Source organism: Microbacterium sp. sgz311019 (assembly GCF_056135325.1).
Genome location: NZ_JBWAXO010000009.1, coordinates 111,943 through 134,044, shown reverse-complemented (window position 1 = coordinate 134,044; position 22,102 = coordinate 111,943). Strand labels below are relative to the sequence as shown.

Sequence of the window (22,102 nt, the reverse complement as noted above, 5' to 3'; positions counted from 1 at the left end):
CGGTCGCTGAGCGTTCGCCACCGGTGCGCTCATTGAAGTGCGAGGAATGGCAATACGGCGAACGCGCTACTTCTCAGGCACCTCAATGCGCCGACTCGTCCACACCCGCCACGACCACACCGAACAGCCACAGCCCACGACGAGCTCCTCCTCACCGCCTAACCCGGCTACACCACGAAAAGGACTTGACCATGAGAACTGCTGGACAGAGACATAATACGTATGATATGTGTTCTTTCGGGCGATTCGTCCCCTGAGAGAGAGAGCGAATTTCATGACACCGAAGTCATCTACGCGGTCGCGAAGTGCGCGACCGGCGTGGCGAGCGGCCGCGATGGCCGCTGTTGGTCTGGGAGCGCTGGTCCTGTCTGGACTGACCGCTCAGAGCGCATCAGCGGATGCAGGCACCACGCTGTACGCGGCACCGTCGGGCAGCACGTCATCGGACTGCTCCGTGGCTGCTCCGTGCTCGATCGAGCACGCGAAGTCCGTCGTCCAAGGCATGGACAAGACGGGCGGGATCACCGTCCAGCTCGCCGACGGCACGTACCGGATCTCCAGCCCCCTCGAGTTCGGGGCGAACGACGGTGGTGGCGACAGCCTCGTGACCTGGCAGGCCGCACCGGGCGCCCACCCCGTCATCTCCGGCAGCACCGCAGTCGAGAACTGGCAGCCGTCGAGCGCGGGATCCGGCATCTGGCAGGCCGCGACACCGGCGGGCCTCGACACCCGACAGCTCTATGTGAACGGCGTCATCGCGCCGCGCGCGGGCATCAAGGTGTCCAGCAGCGACGTCGCGGTCACCGCCACCGGAATCACGATCAAGAACGCCGCCCTGAGCTATCTTGCGACGCTTCCCGACCAGGGACGGATCGAGTTCGAGTCGACGGGTGACTTCACCGATCGTTACAGCCAGGTTGACAGCGTCAGCGGATCGACCATCACCATGAAGCAGCCCGGCTGGGACAACAACACCTGGGGTTGGGACACGGTGCAGAGTTCGCTTCTCGCTGCGCCCACGTGGTATCTCGAGAACTCCCTGCGGTTCCTCACCGATGTGGGTCAGTGGTACATCAGCCCGAGCGACGGAGTGCTGTACTACAAGCCCGCCCCTGGCGTCGACCCGAACAACCTGAAGATCGAACTCCCTCGTCTTCAGACTCTCGTCAGCATCAGCGGCACCTACGACAACCCCGTGAAGGGTCTGGCGTTCAGCGGCATCCAGTTCTCCGGCACGTCCTGGCTGGCGCCCTCGTCCGCCGAAGGCTACGCGGACCAGCAGAACGGGACGTTCCTCACCGGTACTCGGTCTTATCGGCCCGCTGACGCGTTCACCAGCTGTGCGCGCGGCTGCGAGATGTTCGAGCGCGCCCGGACGGAGTGGCATCAGGAGCCGGCGGCGGTCCAGGTCTCCGCAGCCTCGAACGTGACCTTCACGGGCAACACGTTCACGAACCTCGGTCAGAGCGCGCTGGGCGTCGGCAACGACGCGAACGCGACGCACAGCGGGGTCGGACTCGGCGCAAGCAACATCGAGATCACGGGGAACCGGTTCTTCGAGGATGCCGGCCACGGCATCGCGGTAGGCGGCGTCCTTCCGGATGCGCACCACCCGAGCGACCCGCGGATGACCAACAGCGACATCCTCATCCAGGACAACACCGTCGATCACGTGTCTGTGGACTACAAGGACAACGGCGGCATTCTGAGCACCTATGTCACGCGGGCATCCATCCTCCACAACGAGGTGTCCAACGTCCCGTACGACGGAATCGACACCGGATACGGGTGGGGCATCAACGACGCGGGAGGGTCGAACGACTACGTCGACCGGGGGTACTACAACTGGAACCCGCTCTACACGACGCCCACCACGTTGAAGGACAACAGGGTGGAGGGCAACCTGGTCCACAACTCGAAGGCGAAGTTCGCCGACGGCGGGACCGTGTACAACCTCTCGGCCAGCCCGGGCACCGTCATCCAGAACAACTACCTGTACAACTTCTCCGGAGTCGCGCTGTACGGCGATGAGGGGACGCGTTACGTGACGTATCAGAACAACGTCCTGCAGGGCGGCGGGGCGTGGACGTTCCTGAACGGTTACAGCCTGCGCAACAACACGGGCGACAACACTCTGCAGAACAACTGGTACTCGGGGGGCGGGGCATCCACCCCCAACTCGACGCAGCATCGCGACGTGATCACGAACAACCTGAAGGTCACCGTGCCGAACTGGCCGGCAGCCGCGCAGGCCGTGACGTGTGATGCGGGAGTCCGCCCGGCCTACCGCACCTCGCTGAACGCCAACCTCCTCGGTCTGGCAGGATGCCCGACATCCAACCCCGTGAGCGCGCCGTATTCGACCTACGCGTCGGCGACCTCCTCCGTCTTCGGGCAGGCCGGGGGCGGTTTCGGAATCGCCGCGAAGGGCGCGGATGTGTGGGGTGCCGGCGGTCAGCACGACGACCAGTACGGATCCATCTTCCAGGCGCACTCGTACAGCCAGAACGCCGTCGTGAAGACCCGCGTGGTCGCCATCAACGACACGAACGCGTGGGCGAAGTCCGGCGTCATGGTGAGGAACGACATCACGAAGTCCGGATCCTCGGCGGGCTATGCCGTCGTGGCCGTGACGGGAACGAACGGCGTCGACTTCGAGTGGGATGCCAACGCTGACGGGTATCTCGACAGCAGCGCGAACGTGAAGGTGGACCGCTTCCGTCCGATCTGGGTCAAGCTGAGCCGCTCGGGCAACGTCTACACCGCGTCGTACTCGTACGACGGTGCGAACTGGGTGCGAATCGGCTCGCCGGTCACGCTCGCGAGCGCAGCGGCGCTGCAGGATGCCGGACTGTTCAGCACCTCCCACGACGTCAACCAGTGGGCGGTCAACCAGTTCGACGGACTCGATGTGACCAGCGCACCGGAGTTCACGGCCGGCGGCGAGTCGCAGACGGTGAGCGAGGGCAGCAACCTGGCCTTCGGAGTGGATGCCGCGGCCCCGAGCGGCGACGCCATCACCTATTCAGCGTCGGGCCTGCCCGACGGCGCCACCTTCGATCCCGCGACGCACCGGTTCAGCTGGACGCCCTCGCATACACAGGCGGGAACCTACACGGTGACGTTCACGGCGACTGACGGGTCGGGGAGCGAGAGCTTCTCGGCGACGAAGGTCGTGACGATCACCGTGATCTACGAGTGGGGCGGCTTCCAGAGCCCGATCGACACGGGTGACGTCGTGAACTCGGTCAAGGCCGGCAGTGCCGTGCCGATCAAGTTCAGCCTGACCGGGGATCACGGAACGGCGATCCTGGCGGCCGGCTCGCCCTCTGTGCAGTTCGGCCAGTGCTCCGATTCGGCGACCGTAGACGCGATCGAGCAGACCGCGTCTGCGGGCGACAGCGGACTGCAGTACGACCCCGCCACCGACACCTACACCTACGTGTGGAAGACGGCGAAGTCGTGGGCCGGCACCTGCGGAACCCTCGTTGTCGCACTTGCTGACGGCACGACCCACACGGCGCTCTTCTCGTTCCTGAAGTAGCAGCGCCCTGACGCACAGTGGTGTGCGCGGACCTTGAGCGAGTTCCGTGCGAACCGGTCAGCGGTCGGCCGGGTCGGGCGCGAGGCCAGTGGCGTCGAGCTCCTCCCACAGTCCTTCGGGGACCCGAGCCTGGTAGCGCTCGACCGTGCTGCGCACGTGGTTGTCCGTCCGCATTCCGGTCACGACTGACACGACGGCGGGGTGCCGAAGCGGGTATTGCACGGCCACCGCGGGGAGCGTGACGCCGTGCCTCGCGCAGACCTGCGCGATCGCGACCGCCCGATCCACGATCTCGTCGGCTGCGGTGCCGTAGTCGAAGTGCGCGTGACGGTTCACTGTGTCGCTGCTGAGGAGCCCGGAGTTGTACACGGCGGCCGCGACGACACCGACCCCGCGGGACTGTGCCAGAGGGAGGAGATCGTCGAGCGCGGAGGAGTCGAGCAGGGTGAATCGGCCCGCCACCATGACGACATCCACATCCGTGCGCCGGACGAACTCGGTCAGCATCGCAGACTGGTTCATCCCGGCGCCGATCGCCCCGACCACTCCTTGATCACGCAGCTCGATCAGGGCGGCAATGCCACTGGTGGAGGCCGCACTCCAGTGATCGTCGGGGTCATGCAGGTAGGCGATGTCGAGCCGATCCGTGCCGAGACGGGCCAGGGACGCCTCGACCGAGCGGAGGATGCCGTCGCGGCTGAAGTCCCAGACACGGCGGCGGCTCGCGGGCACGACGAATCCGTCGTCGTCCAGCCGGTCTGCCGTCTCGGGGCTGTCGACCAGCAGCCGGCCCACTTTCGAGGACAGCACGATGTCGCCGCGCTGCACCGGTGCCACGGCCCGACCGAGGCGCTGCTCGGAGAGCCCGAGGCCGTAATGCGGCGCGCTGTCGAAGTACCGGATACCGGCCCGGAGCGCCGCATCGACGGCGGATGCGGATGCTTCGTCGGTGGTCTCGGTGAAGAGGTTTCCGAGCTGCGCTGCGCCGAAGCCGAGCTCGGTCATCGCGATGCCGTTTCGGAGTCGGCGGGTCGGCAAGGCGGTCGTCATCGCTGTCCGCCCTCGTTCGGGTAACGGGATGATGCGTCGTAGGTGAGCATACGTATTATGTTTACATGACCTCGGCCGATGGTCCACGATCGCCGGCCGTCAACGTACCCGAGAGGAGCAGCCGATGCAGGCGGCGATGTACACAGGTGAGCGGACGATGGCCGTCGAAGAACGCGATCCGGACGATCTGCGGGCCGGCGAGGTCCGCCTCTCCGTCGCCTATGTGGGGATCTGCGGCACGGACCTTCACATCTTCCACGGCGACATGGACGGGCGCGTCGCGGTGCCCGCGACGATCGGGCATGAGATGTCGGGCACGATCCTCGAACTCGGTCCCGGTGTCGAGGGGTGGGCGGTCGGCGACGCCGTGACCGTGATGCCGCTCGCGTGGGACGGCACGTGCCCAGCCTGTCGAGCGGGCAACGAGCACATCTGTCAGAACCTGGACTTCATCGGCATCGACACCCCCGGCGCGATGCAGGAGCAGTGGAATGTTCCGGCGTCCAAGCTGGTGCGGGTGCCCGCCGAGGTGTCGCTTCGCGATGCGGCGCTCGTGGAACCGGTCGCCGTCGCCGTGCACGACGTTCGACGGTCCGAGCTGAGTGCCGGAGACAAGGCGGTCGTCATCGGCGCGGGTCCGATCGGCGTGCTCATCGCGACGGTCGCCGCGGCCTTCGGCGCCGAGGTCGTCGTCTTCGAGATCGACTCGAACCGGCGGGCGGCGGCCGATGCCATGGGGCTGCGCACGGTCGATCCGTCGAGCGTCGATCAGGTCGCCTGGGTGGAGGAATGGACGGGTGGCGCGGGCGCCGATGTCGTCTTCGAGGTCTCCGGTGCCGCGGCCGCTGTGCTCGGCGCCACCTCGCTCGCGAAGGTTCGCGGGACGCTGGTCGTCGTCGCCATCCACTCGCAGCCGCGCCCGATCGACCTGCATCGCGTGTTCTGGCGCGAACTCCGGATCCTGGGCGCCCGCGTTTACCAGCGACAGGACTTCGAGCGCGCCGTGGAGCTGATCTCCGACGGCGTCATCCCCGCGGAACGCCTGATCACGAGGGTCGTGCCCCTCACCGACGTGGCGCAGGCGTTCGAGGCCCTCGAGGCCGGCACGGCCATGAAGCTCCTCGTGGAGGTGCCGCGATGAATCCGTTCGACCTGTCGGGCCGAGTGGCCGTCGTGACAGGCGCCAAGCGCGGGATCGGCTTCGCCGTCGCCGAGGCCCTGGCCGCCGCCGGCGCCGACATCATCGGCGTGTCGGCAACGCTCGATCCCGAGTCCTCATCGATCGGTGAGCGCGTGCGCCAAATGGGGCGCGCCTTCGAGGGCCACCGCGTCGATTTCGCCGACCGCCACCAGGTGGCCGATCTCGCGACGCAGCTGGCCGCGCGCGAGCGGGCCGTGGACATCCTGATCAACAACGCGGGGACGATCCGGCGTGCACCGGCGGCGGAACACCCGCTCGAGTGGTTCGACGAGGTGCTCGAAGTCGATCTCACCAGCGGGTTCATCCTCGCGCAGACGCTCGGCAGGCGGATGCTGGAGGCCGGCCGCGGCCGGATCGTCTTCACCGCATCCCTCCTGTCGTTCCAGGGCGGGATCAATGTCCCGGGTTACGCCGCGGCCAAGTCAGGGGTGGCAGGTCTCGTTCGCGCTCTGTCGAACGAGTGGGCCGGGCGCGGAGTGACCGTGAACGGCATCGCCCCGGGTTACATCGAGACCGACAACACTCAGGCCCTGCGTGAGGACGACGACCGCTCGCGCGCGATTCTGGATCGGATTCCCGCGGGCCGCTGGGGGCGTGCCGAGGACATCGGGGGGACCGCGGTCTTCCTCGCGTCGGAGGCTGCCGGATACGTCTCGGGAGCGATCGTGCCCGTCGACGGAGGGTGGCTCGGTCGATGATCGAGCTCGGGCCCATACTGCCGGTGCTCGTCATCGACAGTCCGGACGCGGCTGAGCCCCTCGCATGCGCACTGCTCGCGGGCGGCATCCGACAGGTCGAGGTCACACTGCGCACCGACGCGGCACTCGGCGCGCTGCGCATCCTCGCGGCGATCCCCGGCCTGCGCGCGGCAGCGGGCACCGTTCTGTCCGCTGCCGACGTGGATGCCGCGGTGGACGCGGGCGCACGATTCCTGGTCAGCCCCGGTCTCTCGGAGGAGGTGGTGCACGCTGCACAGGCGAGAGGCATCCCTCTGGTCCCCGGCCTCGCGACGGCGACGGAGCTGATGCGTGCGCGTTCCCTCGGACTGCGCACCGTGAAGTACTTCCCTGCAGAGCAGTCCGGCGGACGCGCCGCCCTCGCTGCCCTGGCCACCGTGTTCCCCGATACGGCGTTCATCCCCACCGGCGGCATCGACGCTTCGAGCGCCCGCGAGTACCTGCGGCTTCCGTCAGTCGTGGCCGTCGGAGGCAGCTGGATGGTGCCTCGCGACGCGATCGCATCCGGCGACTTCGCACGTGTCGAGACGCTGTGCAGAGAAGCCGTCGAGACCGTCGCATGAGCGGGCATGTGCTCACCTTCGGCGAGACGATGGGGTTGTTCAGGACCAACGACATCGGTGACCTCTCCGACGTCGACACGGCGCGGATCGCCACGGGCGGTGCCGACAGCAACGTCGCGATCGGACTGAGCAGGCTCGGCATCCCGGTGGCGTGGGTGGGACGGGTCGGAGACGACAGCCTCGGTCGCCGGATCATCCGGGACATCCGTGGTCAAGGCGTTTCCGCCTCTGCCATCGTCGACGCCGATGCGCCGACCGGACTCATGCTCAAGGAGAAGCCGACGCCGCACACCTCGCGCGTGTGGTTCTACCGCTCCGGGAGCGCGGGGAGTCGGATCCAGCCGGACGACATACCGCCCTCGCTCGTCGAGACCGCTGCCATGGTGCATGTCAGCGGCATCACGGCATCCATCTCACAGTCCGGCATGGACACGGTGCGAGACGTCCTCCGTCGGGCCCGAGACGCACGAGTCCCCGTGTCGTTCGATGTGAACCACCGGTCTTCGCTGTGGCGATCGGGAGACCCCGCAGAGGTGTACCGCGAAGTCGCAGCATTCGCGGACATCCTGTTCGCCGGCGAAGACGAGGCGGCCCTGCTGACCGGTGCACCGGCGGACGACCCGAAGAGGCTCGTGACGGCGATGGCAGCCCTCGGTCCCGCCGTCGCCGTGCTCAAGCGCGGCGCTCGCGGAAGCCTCGCGCAAGAAGGAGTTTCCCTCATCGAGCGGCCGGCGCTGGCCGTTCCCGTCGTAGACACGGTGGGCGCGGGGGATGCCTTCGTCGCGGGGTTCCTGTCCGCTCGACTGCGTGGCCGGCATACCGAGGAGTGTCTCGAGCTGGGCACCGCCGCGGGGGCGTTCGCCTGCATGGGGGCCGGCGATTGGGAGAGCCTGCCGCGAGCCGGGGATCTCGCGCTCCTCGAAAGTAACGATCCGGTATCTCGGTGAATCACGGATGGTAAACATAATACGTATGCTCTATAGTCGGGGTACGCGCCTCCCCGGAGTCGTCAACGAAGTCGACAAGACAAGGAAATCTCATGGTCGGAATCCACACTGCGGTGGGGTCACGTCGCCGATCGGCGCTGATCGTCTCCGCACTCGGCGCCGTGACGGCGCTCCTGACCCTCACCGGCTGCACATCCGCTGCAAGCACGGCGAACGGGTCGTACGGCTTTCCCGAAGCCAAGCAGGACAACTCCTCGACGATCACCGTCTGGGTGGATGCGGATCGTCAAGCCGCAGCCAAGGCCTTCGAGGCCGCACACCCTGAAGCGAAGATCAAGGTCGTGACCTACGACGGTTCGGCCAACGGCTCGAACTCCTTCCGGACGAAGATGCAGCTGTTCGACCGGGCGGGCAGCGGATGGCCCGACGTCGTGTTCTCCTCGCAGAACAACGACGCGGCGTGGGCGAGCCAGAAGAACGGCGGCAAGCAGGCCTTCGCCGCAGTTCTCGACAAGGGCCTCGTTCCCAAGGACACGCTCTCGAACTTCACGACCGGGGCGCTGAACCCCTGCACGGTGAACGGTCAGGTCTACTGCCTCCGCAACGACCTCGCGCAGGCCGTGCTCTGGTACGACAAGTCGCTCATGGATCAGTTCGGCTACTCCGTCCCCACGACGTGGGAGGAGTACCAGGCGCTCGGCGAGAAGGTCGCGACCGAGCACCCCGGCTACATCGTGGGGACCGCCGGCGACCCGTGGACGCCCGAGGTCTTCATGTGGGCCAGCAAGTGCGAGGCGAACAACATCACCGGTCCCACCTCGGTGACCGTGAAGACGGACACGACCGAGTGCAAGCGGGCGGCCTCGATGCTCGACACGCTTCGCACCGACAAGACCGTCCCGCTCGTCAGCGTCTTCACCCCGGAGTTCGTGAAGAACTACGCGGGCAAGGTCCTGATGATGCCGGGTCCGGCCTGGTACGCGGGCGCGATCTTCAACAACCCGCAGTCGCTGAACGTGCCGGCGGGCCAGCTCGGAGTCGCGGCTCCGCTCGCGTGGAAGGGTGACGACAAGCCGGCGACGGGCAACGTCGGCGGCGGGACGTGGTTCATCTCGAGCCATTCGAAGAACCTCAAGGCCGCCGAGCAGTTCGCGGAGTTCGTGACGACCGCCGACGACTACCAGGTCGACAAGGCTCCGGGCTACCCCGCCTATGCGCCGGCCGCCAAGAAGTGGGTCGCGAAGCAGGAGGACAGCAAGTACTACGCCACCTCGCTCGACCCGATCGTGACCGCGGCCTCCCAGGTGTGGGACGGCTGGGGGTACGGCATCTTCAGCCAGGAGGCGATCTGGGCGAAGACCATGACCCCGGCCATCACCGGCGGGCAGTCGATCGCGAGCCTTCTTCCCACCTGGCAGCAGGCGATCGAGAACCAGGCCAAGGTCAACGGATACAAGGTGAACTGACATGACCATCGCTCCCCCGAGCGAACAGCTGGCCGTCGGCGCTCCCGAGCGCCGGCGGCCGGCCCGGCGAACCGGCCGTGCGCCGGGCCGTACGCCGATCGGATACGTCTTCGTCTCGCTCTATGTGATCCTCGCTCTCGCATTCGGGATCTTCCCCGCGCTGTATGCGGTGTTCCTCGCCTTCACGAACACCGACGGAGGTTTCGCCGGCCTCGACAACTTCGTGCAGGTCGTCACGGACTTCCGGTTCTGGCCGGCCGTGTTGCACGTCGTGGCGTATCTCGTCGTCTGGCTCATCGCTCTCCTCGTCTTCGTCGTGCTCCTGGCGCTCGTCGTGCACGCTCTTCGCGTCCGCTGGGCGAGCACGACGTTCCGGTTCGTCTACTACCTGCCGGGTGCGCTCGCCGGAGCGTCCAGCGTGCTGCTCTGGCTGTTCGTCCTGGACCCGGTCGCGAGCCCGGTCAGCGGGCTCCTGCACCTGATGGGTCTCACGAGCTTCGTCCAGGTCATCCAGCCCGGCAATCTGCCGGTGATCTTCGCGATCATCGCCTTCTGGACCGGGGCGGGCGGATGGATCATCATCATGTACGGCGCCCTCAACAACATCAGCACCGAGGTGATCGAGGCAGCTCGCATCGACGGCGCGAACGCCGTGCAGATCGCGCTCCAGATCCAGCTGCCGATGCTTCGCAAGTGGATCGCCTACATGGGCGTGATGTCGCTGGCCGCGGGCACACAGCTCTTCGTCGAGCCGCAGCTGCTCAGCCAGGCCAGCAACGGCGTGGTGCCGAACGACTACTCGCTGAACCAGCTCGCGTATCTCTACGCGTTCCAGCAGAACGACTTCAACGGCGCGGCGGCGATCTCGCTGATCCTGCTCATCGTCGCCCTCCTGCTCTCCTGGGTCTTCGTGACCCGTGGCGGCCTCTTCGAGAAGGAATGACCATGACCGCATTGACCAGCGAGCGTCGCGGCTCACGGCTGGGCATGAGCACCGGGGGATGGAGCGGGCGCACCATCGCGGGCATCGTCCTCGTCGTCTTCGTCCTCTTCTTCGCCATCCCGATGGTGTGGCTGCTCTTCGCCGTCACGAAGTCGTCGAAAGCGCTCATCGTCGACAACCCGTTCGCGCTCGGTTCGTGGTCGGACTTCGTCGCCAACTGGAACCAACTGTTCGGGTTCCAGGATGGCGCGGTGACGACCTGGATCGGCAACTCCGCGCTGTACGCCGTCGGCGCCCTCGTGGTGACGCTGATCGTCAGCATCCCCGCCGGCTACGCGCTGGCCCTCACCGAGTTCCGCCTGCGGAGGGCACTGCTGGTGATGACCCTCGTCGTGATGCTGATTCCCAGCACGGCCCTCGTGCTCCCGATCTTCCTCGAGCTCAACACCGTCGGCCTGATCGGCAGCCCGCTGTCCGTCATCCTGCCGATGTCGTTCTTCCCGTTCGGGGTCTACCTCACGTACATCTACTTCTCGACCAGCATCCCGCAGGACCTGCTCGCGGCGGCCCGTATCGACGGCTGCTCCGAGTTCCAGGTGTTCACCCGCGTGGCGCTGCCGCTCGCGACGCCGATCGTCGCCCTCGTCGCCTTCTTCAGCTTCGTGCAGAACTGGAACAACTTCTTCCTGCCCTTCGTGATGCTGCCGTCGAGCGATGGCTACCCGATCCAGGTGGGCCTCACGTCGCTGCTCTCGGCGACTCCGGCATTCAACCCGAGCTCGGCGGGGTCCGACTCCGTCCAACTTCCGACTCTCGCACTGGCGACGATCGTCTCGGTCCTGCCGGTTCTCATCGTCTTCCTCTTCTCGCAGCGCTTTCTCGTGTCGGGCATGACCGCAGGAGGCACCAAGGAATGAACATGCCCGCACCAAAGGAGAACCACCTATGAAGATCACCGGTTATCGCAGTCTCACCACGGTTCACGACTGGGGTCGCGTGACGGGCGATGTCAACGGTGTGCAGCCGGGAAACACCACGCCCGTGCCTGTGCTCATCATCGAGACCGACTCAGGGATCGAGGGCGTCGGTCTCGGCGCCCACGACGACCTCGCGCGGGTCTTCCCGGCCATCGACGGCCAGGATCCGCGGTCCGTGGTGGCCCTCTACGACCGCATGCTCGACTGGGTCTTCAAGGCCGGTCACTCCGGCAGCACCTTCGGCACGATCGGTGCGATCGACATGGCGCTGTGGGACATCAAGGCGAAGGCAGCCGACGAGCCGCTGTGGCGCACGCTCGGCGCGCGCGAGCGCTTCGTGCCGGGCTATGCCTCGGGCCTGGAGTACGGCCTCACCGACGACGAGCTGGCCGAGCTGTACAGCCGGTTCGCCGATCGCGGATTCAAGGCGGGCAAGCTCAAGGGCGGCCGGGATCTCGACCGCGACCTGCCCCGGCTCGAGATCATGCGGGACGTCCTGAGCCGCAACTCGCGTCGACCGGCCCTCATGCTCGACGTCAACGAATCGTGGAACCACGTCGTGGCGGCGCGCTACCTCGCTGCTGTCGAGGAGCGCCTGGAGCTGACCTGGGTCGAGGAACCCCTGCGGCGATGGGACGCCCATGGCATGGCGTCGCTGCGCTGCAAGGTCCGAACGGCTATCGCCTCCGGGGAGAACCTCACGGGACTCGAGCAGTATCGGCCGCTCCTCGACGCGGGGGCACTCGACATCGTCCAGATCGGCAACGTCTGGGGCATCACCCACTTCCTGCGGGTGGCGGTCCTCGCGCACGCGCACGACCTGCCCGTCAGCCCCGTCGCGTACAACACGAACCCGATCGCGCACGCGGCGGCCGCGGTGCCCAACCTCCTGACGCACGAGGTGCAGGATCTGGGCTTCCCGCGGGGCTTGATCGTCGATCAGCAGATCGACGACGGTGGCATCATCCTCGGAGACAGTCCGGGCCTCGGCATCATCGTGGACGAGGCGCGGCTCGCAGCGGCGGGCTCCGGTCCGGCGCTGCCGACCGCCGCCGGGCCGCACGTCCGCCCGGAGCGGGCGGCCCTCCGCATCGTCGCGGAGCCCGACCGCATCGACGACCCGACCGTCCCTGAGAAGTCGGCGTCATGACCGCAGAACCGAAACGCATGGCGCTGGTCGTCGGCGTCCGCCCTGAGAAGCGTGAGGAGTATCTCGAGCTCCACCGCAACGTGTGGCCGGACGTCGAGGCCAAGATCACCGAGTGCAACATCCGCAACTACAGCATCTTCGTGTTCGGCGACGTGCTGTTCGCGTACTACGAGTACATCGGCGAGGACCACGAAGCCGATCTCCGTCGGATCGGCGAAGACCCGGTGTCGCGGGAGTGGTGGACGCACACCGACCCCTGCCAGATCAGGATCGCCGAGGAACGCGACCCGGGCTCGCTCTGGCAGCCTATCGACGAAGTCTGGCATCTCGAGTGACGGGTGGCGTCGATGCCCACGTGCATCTGTGGAACCGCGAGACGGATCCCCAGGACTGGATCGATCCGGTCTCGATGGCGGCGATCGATCGCGACTTCGGCTCGACCGACGTGGAGGAGATGCTGACCTCGACCGGTATGGGTCGCGCCGTCCTGGTCCAGGCGGCGAACAGCCTGGAGGAGAGCGTCCGGCTCGCGCGCGCCGATCCACGGCTGGTGGCGGGGCTCGTCGCGTGGGTGGACGTTCGCGCGGACGTGGCCGGGCAGCTGGCCCGAATCCGCGAGACCGCCACGGTGCCCGTCGTCGGGGTGCGTCACCTGGTGCACATCGACCCGGATCCTGAGTGGCTGCTGGGGGATGCCGTGAACCACGGCCTCGCCGAGCTTGCCCGCGGCGGGCTGACCTTCGACCTGGTCGTACGCGACTGGCAACTGGGACAGGCCGCAGAGGTCGTCGGTCGGCATCCGGACCTGAGATTCGTGCTCGACCATCTCGGCGGTCCGCTTGCCGAGGATGCCCGAGCAGACCGGTGGGAGAGCGGGCTGCGGTCAGTCGCCGCGCACGAGAACGTCGTCGTCAAGCTCTCGGGAATCGCCTCCGGCCTCGAACCCGGCAGCTGGACTCCCGACGACGTGCGCGGTGTCGTCTCGACCGCGTTCGACGCCTTCGGCACGAGCCGCCTGCTGTACGGGTCGGACTGGCCGCTGGTGGAGCTGCGCGGAGGGGCCGTCACGTGGAGAGCGGCGACCGACGAGCTGCTCGCCGGGCTCTCATCGAGCGAGAGATCCGCGATCCTCGGTGCCACCGCATCCGAGGTCTACGCCCTGGACTGAAGCTCCGCTTCCGGATCCGCATCGCTGATCCTGGCACGCGGATCGTGATCGGGCAGCCGCCGACGCTCCCATGAGATGTGGATGTGGTCGTGCATCGCCTTCTCGGCGCCGGCCACGTCGCCGCGGGCGATGGCGTCGACCACCGCTTCGTGCTCCAGCAACGTCAGGCTGACGGCATCCGGAGGGTTGATGCCCTGGTAGCGGCTCGACTCGACGGCCCGCTTGTACAAGTGCTTCGCGATGTTCTCGGCAAGGCGATTCTCCGAGATCTCCATGAGCGCGTAGTGGAAGACGACGTCGGCTTGCCGGAACGAATCGGTCTCCGATTCGCTTTCCCGCATCGCGGTCAATGCGTTCTCCAGGCGACGCAACCCCTCCGCCGTGTGGTCCTTCGCGACGGCGCCCGCCATGGCCGACTCCAGGCTGGCGCGGACGATCGTCAGTTCGTCGAGCACTCCGAGGCTCTCGTCGTTGTCGATGAGCGCGGACAGCACCACTGGATCGAGCATGTTCCAGTAGCCCGGCGCACGGACCTGGGTGCCACGACCCTGGGACACGATCACGAGCCCCTTCTCCTCGAGCCGCTTGACCGACTCCCGCAGCACCGTTCGGCTGACACCGAAGTGCTCGCTGAGGGGGCCCTCGGGCGGCAGAAGGTCGTCCTCTTTGAGCTGCCCCGTGACGATGAGGTCGACGAGCTCCGCAACGACGGCGACGCCCAACCGACCCGCCGGAAGCCGTTGTGGCATGAGCCGCGAGACTCCGCTCCATTCAGAGGTCATAAGTATGACCTTAGCCGCGTCCCTCTGGACCTTGGATGAGAATCGCCCGCGCGTGGCCGCCGTGGGCGGCGCGACGCAGCTGGCGCGGGTCACTTCAGCGGATGACGTGGTGCTCGAGCGGGTCGTTGGCGATCGCCATGCCGCGCCTTGCGGGGTGCTCCGGAGGTATACACATCGGTATACACATACGTGTGCGGCGCCCTGTGGCGTCAGGTGAAGTCACATCCGCGGAATTCCGCGGAATCTTGGAGGGGCTGACGGGAATCGAACCCGCGCTGTCTGCTTGGGAAGCAGAAGTTCTGCCATTGAACTACAGCCCCGATGCCTCGAAATTATGGGGATCTGTGATTCCCGTCAAGGTCGGTGTGCACACATCCGTGTGCACATAGCCGTGGCGTCCCACCGCTCGACGCCACTCCCCCATACTACCGACCGGATTGTATGCGAACGGACGTGCGGCTCTCGAAATCGGCAGCGAGCGCCGCGTAGACGTACTCGCTGCCCCAGCGTTCTCCATCCAGGTCATTCTCGACGAAGTGGGCTTCGCGACGCATCCCGAGGCGCTCACAGACTCGTACGGACCCCGCATTCTCGACGTCCAGCCGGGCGTAGAGCCGATGCACACCCAGTCTGTCGAAGGCGAGACCGGCCAGCGCGGCCGCCGCCTCGGTCGCGTAGCCGAGCCCTTGGTGCGCCGGGCCGAGTGCCCAGCCGATCTCGGCTTGGGCCGCGCGGGCATCGGTCAGGGTGAGTGTCACCTCGCCGACCACGCCTGCTTCATCGCGTCGGCACAGGGCAAGCGCCAGCTTGTCCCCGTCGGCACGCCACACGGAGTGCGCCGCGCGCTCGGCGGCAACCTCCTCGCTGCGCTCCCGCGAGTGCGCCGGCCGGTAGAGGTAACGCGCCACGCTCGGCAGGCCCTGGTAGGCGTAGAGGTCGTCCGCGTCACCCGGGGTGAACAGGCGAAGCGACAATCGGGCCGTGGTCAGCGGCAGCAGCGGGGCGATGTCCATGGGGACCTCCGGGTGCTTGTCGGATGGGGATGCCGACCTGATCGTCGCAGCAGAACCGGGGTCGCCCGTCAAACATCACATCAAACACGCAGCGTGTCCACTGGTGGGAACGGGCCCGAATCGAGGCCCGCCAACCCGACGGAGAGAACGATCAGATGACGCTGTTCATGGACGTACACAACATCGAGGGCGGCGTGACGGAGGCCGACGTCGCCGGGGCGCATGGCGCCGACCTCGCCACCCAGGATGCGCACGGCGTCAACTACCTGCGGTACTGGGTCGACGCGGAGGCCGGCAAGATCTTCTGCTTGGTCGACGCGCCGGATGCCGAGGCGGCCAACGCCGTGCACCGAGAGGCGCACGGCCTCGTCGCCGACGAGATCTACCAGGTCAGCGAGCACTCCTGACCGCCCCTTGTCCCGCGGGCGGCAGGCTGTACGGCCGCCCGCGGGTCACCCGCGCCACGGTTGCCGGCAGTATCATCAGTGCCACGCCGAGGCGTTCCCGATACCCAGGATCGGAGCCGTCATGAGCCTGGCCGTCCATCTGCTCGGTGCGCCCCGGATCGTCCGCTCGTCAGGCGAGGTGTACCGATTCCGGAGCCGGAAGAGCTGGGCCCTTCTCGCCTATCTGCTGCTCGAGGGTCGCCGGCCCGGTCGCAGCGCGCTGGCCGCGCTTCTCTTTCCCGAGGCGGACGACCCGATGCGCGCGCTGCGGTGGAGCCTGTCCGAGCTGCGCCGCGGCCTCGGGCCGGATGTCGCCGTCGTGGGCGACCCGCTGGTGCTCCGGATGCCGCCGGGGACGATGATCGACGTCGACGTGGTCGTGCGGGGTCTGTGGTCGGAGGCTGTGGAACTGCCCGGACTCGGCAGCGACCTGTTGGAGGGAGTGGTCATCCGCGGTGCCGCTGCATTCGAGACCTGGCTGCTGTCGCAGCGCCGGCACCAGGCCGCCGCCTGCGAGACGATCCTGCACGAGGCCGCGCTCGGCTCGATGTCCCGTGGCCGGCTCGATGACGCGATCGGCTATGCGGTCAGGGCCACCGCGATGTCGCCGTTGGACGAGAACCACCAGGCGCTGCTCATCCGGCTGTACCGGCTCGCGGGTGACGACGAGGCGGCCACGGCCCAGCTCGCCGCGTGCACTGTGCTGTTCGAGACGGAGCTCGGCATCGCTCCGGGTGTCGCGGTGCGGTCCGCGGTGCATGAGAACCGCCTGCTCCCGCGCGATGACACTGTCGATGAGCCCACGCTGCAGGCTCTGGTCGAGGCCGGAACCGCCGCGGTGTCGGCAGGAGCGGTGGATGCGGGCGTGACCTCATTGCGGACCGCCGCCCGCTTGGCGGATGCCACAGGTGCGACCGCGGTGCGGATCGGGGCTCGGCTGATCCTCGGCGAGGCGCTGATCCACGAGCTCGGCGGCCTGGACCAGGACGGCCTGGGAGCGCTCTTCGAAGCGGATGCGATCGCTTTGGAGCACGACGATCCGGGCAGTGCGGCGCAGGCGCGGGCCGAGCTCGGCTACGTCGACTACTTGCGCGCCCACTACGCCCGAGCGGAGCGGTGGCTCACCGACGCCCTGGAGCTCTCCGCCGACGCCGTTGCAGTGCGGGCCAAGGCCACCACGTACCTCGGTTGCGTGGCCAGCGACCGGGGCGACTACCCGCGCGCCCGTGCCCTGCTGGCCGCAGCCGTCCGGCTCTGCGCCGCCGCCGGTGCACGCCGGATGGAAGCGTTCGCGCGCTCCATGCTCGGAAGGCTGCACCTGCTGCGCGGCGAACTGACGGATGCCACGGCGGAGCTTGACGCCTCCGTCGCTCTGGCCGAGGCGGACCACTGGCTGGCGTTCCTGCCCTGGCCGCAGGCGCACCGGGGTGAGGTGCAGCTCCTTCGCGGTGATGTCGATGGTGCGTCCTTGCTGCTGGAGCAGGCGTTCGCCCGGGCGTGCCAGCTGGGAAACCCGTGCTGGGAGGGCACCGCGGCGCGGGGCTTGGCCCGAGTCGCGGAGGCCAGAGAGGACGCCGCACGAGCGTTCGACATCCTCGCCGACGCCTCCGCACGCTCGACCCGTCTCGCCGACCCGTATGTCTGGCTGGCCGGCTACCTTCTTGACGCCCGCTGCGAGCTCGGTCGCCGGCACGGCCACCCGGACACCGCGATCTGGGTGGAGCGCATGCAGGAGCTGACCTCGCGCACGGGTATGCGCGACCTTGCCGTACGGTCGCTGCTGCATGGTGCCGCGCTCGGAAAGGACGGTGACGCGGAGGCGGCCGCGATGCTCATGGCCAGCATGGACAATCCGCAGCTCGCGGCATTGGTGCCCGCGCCGCCGGCACATGGTCTTCCCGTCGTATGACTCAAGCGCCTCGACCCGCCTGCTCGGTACGGTCGCAGAGCGGCAGCAGACGGCGCCCGGTCGGCTCGACACACCCGCCCCCTTACCGAATGCCGCACGCGGGCATATTCTGCCGACACTGGGGAGGCGTCATGGACGCTCGGTATCACTTCGTCACCACCTACACGCTCGCGGGCGATCCCGCGCGTCTGTGGAACGTGCTGCGCGACGTCGAGGGATGGGTCCGATGGTGGTCCGGCCTCGAGAGCGTGCAGCTCGTGACCGCTCCGAACGGCGCCGAGGGGATCGGCGCCGTCCATCGTTACGTGGTCCGCGCGCCCGTCGGCTACCGCTTCACGTACGAGACCGAGGTCACCGCCATCGAGCCGCGCAGATACGTGGATGCGACCGCCCGTGGCGAGCTGTCCGGTCGCGGTCGGATCGCGATGCAGACGCCCCCCGAGGACGATGTCACGGTGTGGATCGCGTGGCTCGTCGAGACGCCGAGACGATGGATGCGAATCCTCTCGCCCATCGCGCGGCCCATGTTCGCGTGGAACCATCACCGCCTCATGGAAGGCTTCGGCGCGGGGTTGGCGGGAGCATCCGGCATGCTCCTCGTGTCCACCGAGCACGTCGAGATGTCGCCGCGGCAGCCCGGCTTCTGGGTGATGCCCGAGCCGGTCCGCTGAGGCGGGCCGTCACACCCGGCGCAGGCGGGAGCCGCGCGGCTAGGCTGAACGCGTGCTGCTGTCTGACCGGGATATCCGTCGCGAGATCGAGTCCGAGCGCATCGGCCTGAGCCCGTGGGATGCCGACATGGTGCAGCCGTCGAGCGTCGATGTACGCCTCGACCGGTACTTCCGGCTGTTCGACAACCACAAGTACCCGTTCATCGATCCGGCGCTGGATCAGCCGGATCTCACGCACCTCGTCGACGTGGCGCCGGATGAGCCGTTCATCCTGCACCCCGGAGAGTTCGCCCTGGGGTCGACCTTCGAGCAGGTCACCCTGCCCGATGACATCGCGGCGCGCCTCGAGGGGAAGTCCTCGCTCGGGCGCCTCGGACTGCTCACCCACTCGACGGCCGGATTCATCGATCCCGGCTTCTCGGGCCACGTGACACTCGAGCTGTCGAACGTCGCGACGCTGCCGATCAAGCTCTGGCCCGGCATGAAGATCGGGCAGATGTGCTTCTTCCGCCTCTCGTCGCCCGCCGAGAACCCCTACGGCACGGGGTCGTACGGCAACCGGTATCAGGGTCAGCGGGGGCCGACGGCATCCCGTTCGTTCCAGCGCTTCCACGTGACGGACGTGGGCGCGTCGGATGCCGGTTCCCCGGGTCGCTGATCAGGGTCCGACCGACCCGCCTTCTCGCCATCCGATCGGCGACACTGGACGGATGACGAGTAACCCGGCGCGAAGCCTGTGGGTCGTGGTCGCGCTCTTCGAGCCGCTGGTACGGGGGGCGTCGTTCAGCAGGCGCGAGTGGCCTGCCCACGTCACGCTGGCCTCGAACTTCGTCGTCGACGTCCCCGCCGACGAGGTCGCCGGGGCGGTCGCGTCTGCCGCGGATGGCGAGTGGCCGCTCGCAGTCCGCTTCGGCGGTGACGCGATGTTCGGGGCACGTCACGATGTCCCCGTGCAGCTCGTGGACTCGGCTGACGTCGTCGCCCTGCACGACCGTCTTGCCGATCTTCTCGAGAAGATGCCCGGCTTCGTCGCGCGCGATCCGCGGCACTGGCGACAGGGCTTCCGGCCGCACATGACGCACGTTCCGACGATGGATGTCCACGACGGCGACATACACGAGCTGCGGTGCATCGCACTCGCCGAGCTCGCAGGCAGCACGGCGACGGTGGCCGCAGCGTTCGGCGGCTCCGAGGTGTGACAGGGCGCCGGAAGAGATCGGGTCAGTGGGCGGTGACGACGCCCACCAGGTCGTGAACGATCACGGCGGCGCTGCGAGCGCCCTGGCCTGCGGCCACGATGAGCTGCTGGGGGCCGGGGGCCGCCGCATCCCCCGCTCCATACAGACCGGGGATGCTCGTGCGGCCCGACCGGTCGACCACGAGGTGCCCGTACTCGTCACGGGACGGGTCGACGCTTGTCAGGAACTCGAGGGCCGGCGTCCAGATCGGACGGACGAAGCCGCCCTCCACGGGGACGACGGCGCCGCTCGCGAGGCGCACGCCGGTGATCGCGCCGCGGTCGCCCTCGAGACCGGCGATCGGCTCACGCTCGATGCGGACACCGGATGCGGTGAGCTCGGCCTCATCCGCGGCATCCATCGTCTGGGCGCCGTTCGTGAAGACCGTGAGGCTGTGCGTCCAGCGTGCGATCAGGCGGGCGCGAGCGGCGAGGTCGCCGGTCTCGCCGATGAGGGCGAGGGGGCGGTCCTGCAGCTCCCACGCGTCGCACGCCGCACAGCTGAAGAGGCTCATGCCGTAGAACCCGCGGATGTTCGGGACCTCGGGGAGCGTCTCGCGCAGGCCCGTCGCGACGAGGACCGAGCGGGCGGCGACCGTCGAAGGCGCCTTGCGGCCCTCGAGGACCGCGGTGAAGCGCGCACCGTCCGGACCGGTCGCCTCCTCGAGCGACGCGACCTTCGTGCGCACCAGCACCTGGACGCCCGGGTACTGCCCGAGCTCCTCACGGGCGAGACGGCGGAGCTCCTGCGGCGGCACGCCGTCGCGGGTCAGGAAGCCGTGCGAGCGGAGGGTCGCCGCGTTGCGGGGGCGGTCGGCATCCACCACCACGACCGTCGCCCGCGCGCGACCGAGGTTCAGTGCCGCCGAGAGACCGGCGGGGCCGCCGCCGATGACGAGCACGTCGACGACCGGGTCGCCGGGCGAATCGACCGCGGAGCTCTCCGCGGTCATGAGCCGAGGAGAGAACCGCTGCGCGAGAGCTCCACCTGCTCGTCGCGCGGGACGACCTTCACGCGCTCGCGCGTGTGCTCGTGCGCAGCTCCCAGCGCGCGCTCGTGCGCGTCGAGGGCGAGCCAGCCGTCCCACGTCGTGTAGGCCACGTCACGCTCGGCGAGGAGGTCGAGCACATCGCCCTCGACCGTGGGCGCCGACAGCACGCCGTTCTCGACGTCGGCGACGAGATGGGCGATCGTCTCCATCGCGTCGGACTTCGTGTGGCCGATGAGGCCGACAGGTCCGCGCTTGATCCAGCCCGTGGCGTACAGCCCGGGGGACACCCGGCCCTCGACGTTCGGGACGACGCCGCGGACGTCGTCGAACGGCGCATCCACGATCGGCGAGCCGAAGTACCCGACCGCGCGGTAGACCTGCTGCACCGGGATCTCGCGGTACTCGCCGGTTCCGACGACGCCGCTCTCGGTGGGCGTCGTCCGCTCGAACCGCACCGCCTCGACGCGCTCCGTGCCGACGACCTCGACCGGCGCGTGCCAGAAGTGCAGGTGCAGGCGACGGGATGCGCCGGACGTTCCGCGGTCGCGCCAGGCCTGGAACGTGCGCAGCATGACCTTGAGCTGGTTGTTCGTGGCGGCCGCCGCATCCAGCGTCTCGAAGTCCTCGTCCGCGAGCACGATGTCGACGTCGCGCACCTCGCCGAGCTCGCGCAGCTCGATGGGCGTGAACTTGACGTCGGCGGGTCCGCGGCGCCCGAACACGTGCACGTCGGTGACGGCGAAGGACTCGAGCCCCGCGAGCACGTTGTCGGGGATCTCGGTCGGGCGGAGGTCCACGGCGTGCTTCGCGAGGACGCGTGCCACGTCGAGGGCCACATTGCCGTTGCCGATGACCGCGACCTCGCGCGCGTCGAGCGGCCACTCGCGCGGGACGTCGGGGTGCCCGTCGTACCAGGCGACGAAGTCCGCGGCGCCGTACGAGCCGGGGAGGTGGATGCCGGGGATGTCGAGCTCCGCGTCGCGGATCGCGCCGGTCGCCAGGATCACGGCGTCGTAGCGCTCGTTCAGCTCGTCGATCGCGATGTCGCGGCCGACCTCGACGTTGCCGATGAAGCGGGTGGTGCCGGCATCCAGCATCTCGTGCAGCGAGGTGACGATGCCCTTGATGCGCGGGTGGTCGGGGGCCACCCCGTAGCGGATGAGGCCGTACGGCGCGGGAAGGGACTCGAACAGGTCGATGGCCACCGTGCCGCCGGCGGCGGTCACGGCGTTCGTCAGGATGTTGCCGGCGTAGATTCCGGCGGGGCCGGCTCCGACGATCGCGACACGGAGGTGGTTCAGAGAGG

Annotated in this window: 21 protein-coding genes and 1 tRNA gene; 16 read left to right on the top strand and 6 right to left on the bottom strand. The window is 68.2% G+C overall.

Annotation, left to right across the window (positions count from 1 at the left end; all coding sequences use genetic code 11):
• The first annotated feature begins 454 nt into the window (after positions 1-454).
• The gene (locus tag AC0NZN_RS15055; RefSeq protein WP_474593127.1) at positions 455-3,544 is read left to right on the top strand and encodes a PxKF domain-containing protein; all 3,090 of its coding nucleotides are present in this window, start codon (positions 455-457) and stop codon (positions 3,542-3,544) included.
• A gap of 57 nt (positions 3,545-3,601) precedes the next feature.
• Here AC0NZN_RS15055 and AC0NZN_RS15050 read toward each other — a convergent pair whose 3' ends face one another.
• Complete coding sequence (locus AC0NZN_RS15050) at positions 3,602-4,594, bottom strand: aldo/keto reductase (protein ID WP_474593126.1); 993 nt, start codon at positions 4,592-4,594, stop codon at positions 3,602-3,604.
• Positions 4,595-4,751: 157 nt separating this feature from the next.
• Between AC0NZN_RS15050 and AC0NZN_RS15045 the strand changes: the two genes are divergently transcribed.
• From AC0NZN_RS15045 to AC0NZN_RS15000, 10 genes are all read left to right on the top strand, one after another.
• On the top strand, positions 4,752-5,735 hold the full coding sequence (locus tag AC0NZN_RS15045) for a zinc-dependent alcohol dehydrogenase (protein WP_474593125.1): 984 nt from the start codon (positions 4,752-4,754) through the stop codon (positions 5,733-5,735).
• A complete protein-coding gene (locus tag AC0NZN_RS15040; protein WP_474593124.1) occupies positions 5,732-6,493 on the top strand; it encodes an SDR family oxidoreductase in 762 nt (253 codons plus the stop codon). The genes AC0NZN_RS15045 and AC0NZN_RS15040 overlap by 4 nt, the downstream gene beginning before the upstream one ends.
• Entirely contained in the window at positions 6,490-7,095 is a 606-nt protein-coding gene (gene eda, locus AC0NZN_RS15035; RefSeq protein ID WP_474593123.1) for a bifunctional 4-hydroxy-2-oxoglutarate aldolase/2-dehydro-3-deoxy-phosphogluconate aldolase, read from the top strand. The genes AC0NZN_RS15040 and eda overlap by 4 nt, the downstream gene beginning before the upstream one ends.
• Complete coding sequence (locus AC0NZN_RS15030) at positions 7,092-8,042, top strand: sugar kinase (protein WP_474593122.1); 951 nt, start codon at positions 7,092-7,094, stop codon at positions 8,040-8,042. Before eda ends, AC0NZN_RS15030 begins: the two co-directional genes overlap by 4 nt.
• Before the next feature lie 92 nt (positions 8,043-8,134).
• Positions 8,135-9,508 (top strand): ABC transporter substrate-binding protein, encoded by a 1,374-nt coding sequence (locus AC0NZN_RS15025; RefSeq protein WP_474593121.1) that lies wholly within the window; start codon positions 8,135-8,137, stop codon positions 9,506-9,508.
• A gap of 1 nt (position 9,509) precedes the next feature.
• The gene (locus tag AC0NZN_RS15020) at positions 9,510-10,451 is read left to right on the top strand and encodes a carbohydrate ABC transporter permease (protein ID WP_474593120.1); all 942 of its coding nucleotides are present in this window, start codon (positions 9,510-9,512) and stop codon (positions 10,449-10,451) included.
• A 2-nt stretch (positions 10,452-10,453) separates the two neighbouring features.
• Entirely contained in the window at positions 10,454-11,368 is a 915-nt protein-coding gene (locus AC0NZN_RS15015; protein WP_474593119.1) for a carbohydrate ABC transporter permease, read from the top strand.
• A 28-nt stretch (positions 11,369-11,396) separates the two neighbouring features.
• Positions 11,397-12,578, top strand: coding sequence for a mandelate racemase/muconate lactonizing enzyme family protein (locus AC0NZN_RS15010; RefSeq protein ID WP_474593118.1), 1,182 nt, complete (start codon positions 11,397-11,399; stop codon positions 12,576-12,578).
• Positions 12,575-12,913, top strand: coding sequence for an L-rhamnose mutarotase (locus tag AC0NZN_RS15005; RefSeq protein WP_474593117.1), 339 nt, complete (start codon positions 12,575-12,577; stop codon positions 12,911-12,913). The genes AC0NZN_RS15010 and AC0NZN_RS15005 overlap by 4 nt, the downstream gene beginning before the upstream one ends.
• Entirely contained in the window at positions 12,910-13,746 is an 837-nt protein-coding gene (locus tag AC0NZN_RS15000; protein WP_474593116.1) for an amidohydrolase family protein, read from the top strand. The genes AC0NZN_RS15005 and AC0NZN_RS15000 overlap by 4 nt, the downstream gene beginning before the upstream one ends.
• On the opposite strand, the gene AC0NZN_RS14995 is transcribed toward AC0NZN_RS15000, so the two are convergent.
• The 3 genes from AC0NZN_RS14995 to AC0NZN_RS14985 form a co-directional block, all read right to left on the bottom strand.
• Positions 13,731-14,528 carry a FadR/GntR family transcriptional regulator gene (locus AC0NZN_RS14995; RefSeq protein ID WP_474593115.1) on the bottom strand — a complete coding sequence of 266 codons (798 nt, stop codon included), beginning with the start codon at positions 14,526-14,528 and terminating at the stop codon, positions 13,731-13,733. The genes AC0NZN_RS15000 and AC0NZN_RS14995 overlap by 16 nt on opposite strands.
• Before the next feature lie 246 nt (positions 14,529-14,774).
• Positions 14,775-14,848 (bottom strand) — tRNA-Gly (locus AC0NZN_RS14990).
• A gap of 105 nt (positions 14,849-14,953) precedes the next feature.
• Positions 14,954-15,541 (bottom strand): GNAT family N-acetyltransferase, encoded by a 588-nt coding sequence (locus AC0NZN_RS14985; protein WP_474593114.1) that lies wholly within the window; start codon positions 15,539-15,541, stop codon positions 14,954-14,956.
• A gap of 155 nt (positions 15,542-15,696) precedes the next feature.
• On the opposite strand from AC0NZN_RS14985, the gene AC0NZN_RS14980 reads away from it, so the two are divergent.
• From AC0NZN_RS14980 to AC0NZN_RS14960, 5 genes are all read left to right on the top strand, one after another.
• Positions 15,697-15,948, top strand: a complete 252-nt coding sequence (locus AC0NZN_RS14980) for a DUF4242 domain-containing protein (protein ID WP_474593113.1) — start codon at positions 15,697-15,699, stop codon at positions 15,946-15,948.
• Between the two features lie 121 nt (positions 15,949-16,069).
• Positions 16,070-17,896, top strand: a complete 1,827-nt coding sequence (locus AC0NZN_RS14975; protein ID WP_474593112.1) for an AfsR/SARP family transcriptional regulator — start codon at positions 16,070-16,072, stop codon at positions 17,894-17,896.
• Between the two features lie 131 nt (positions 17,897-18,027).
• Positions 18,028-18,567 (top strand): SRPBCC family protein, encoded by a 540-nt coding sequence (locus AC0NZN_RS14970; RefSeq protein WP_474593111.1) that lies wholly within the window; start codon positions 18,028-18,030, stop codon positions 18,565-18,567.
• 52 nt (positions 18,568-18,619) lie between these two features.
• Complete coding sequence (gene dcd, locus AC0NZN_RS14965; protein ID WP_474593110.1) at positions 18,620-19,225, top strand: dCTP deaminase; 606 nt, start codon at positions 18,620-18,622, stop codon at positions 19,223-19,225.
• Positions 19,226-19,277: 52 nt separating this feature from the next.
• Positions 19,278-19,766, top strand: a complete 489-nt coding sequence (locus tag AC0NZN_RS14960; RefSeq protein WP_474593109.1) for a 2'-5' RNA ligase family protein — start codon at positions 19,278-19,280, stop codon at positions 19,764-19,766.
• A 22-nt stretch (positions 19,767-19,788) separates the two neighbouring features.
• Here the strand turns inward: AC0NZN_RS14960 and AC0NZN_RS14955 are convergent, their stop codons facing one another.
• Entirely contained in the window at positions 19,789-20,757 is a 969-nt protein-coding gene (locus tag AC0NZN_RS14955; RefSeq protein WP_474593108.1) for an NAD(P)/FAD-dependent oxidoreductase, read from the bottom strand.
• Entirely contained in the window at positions 20,754-22,097 is a 1,344-nt protein-coding gene (locus AC0NZN_RS14950; protein WP_474593184.1) for an FAD-dependent oxidoreductase, read from the bottom strand. The genes AC0NZN_RS14955 and AC0NZN_RS14950 overlap by 4 nt, the downstream gene beginning before the upstream one ends.
• Positions 22,098-22,102: the final 5 nt, after the last annotated feature.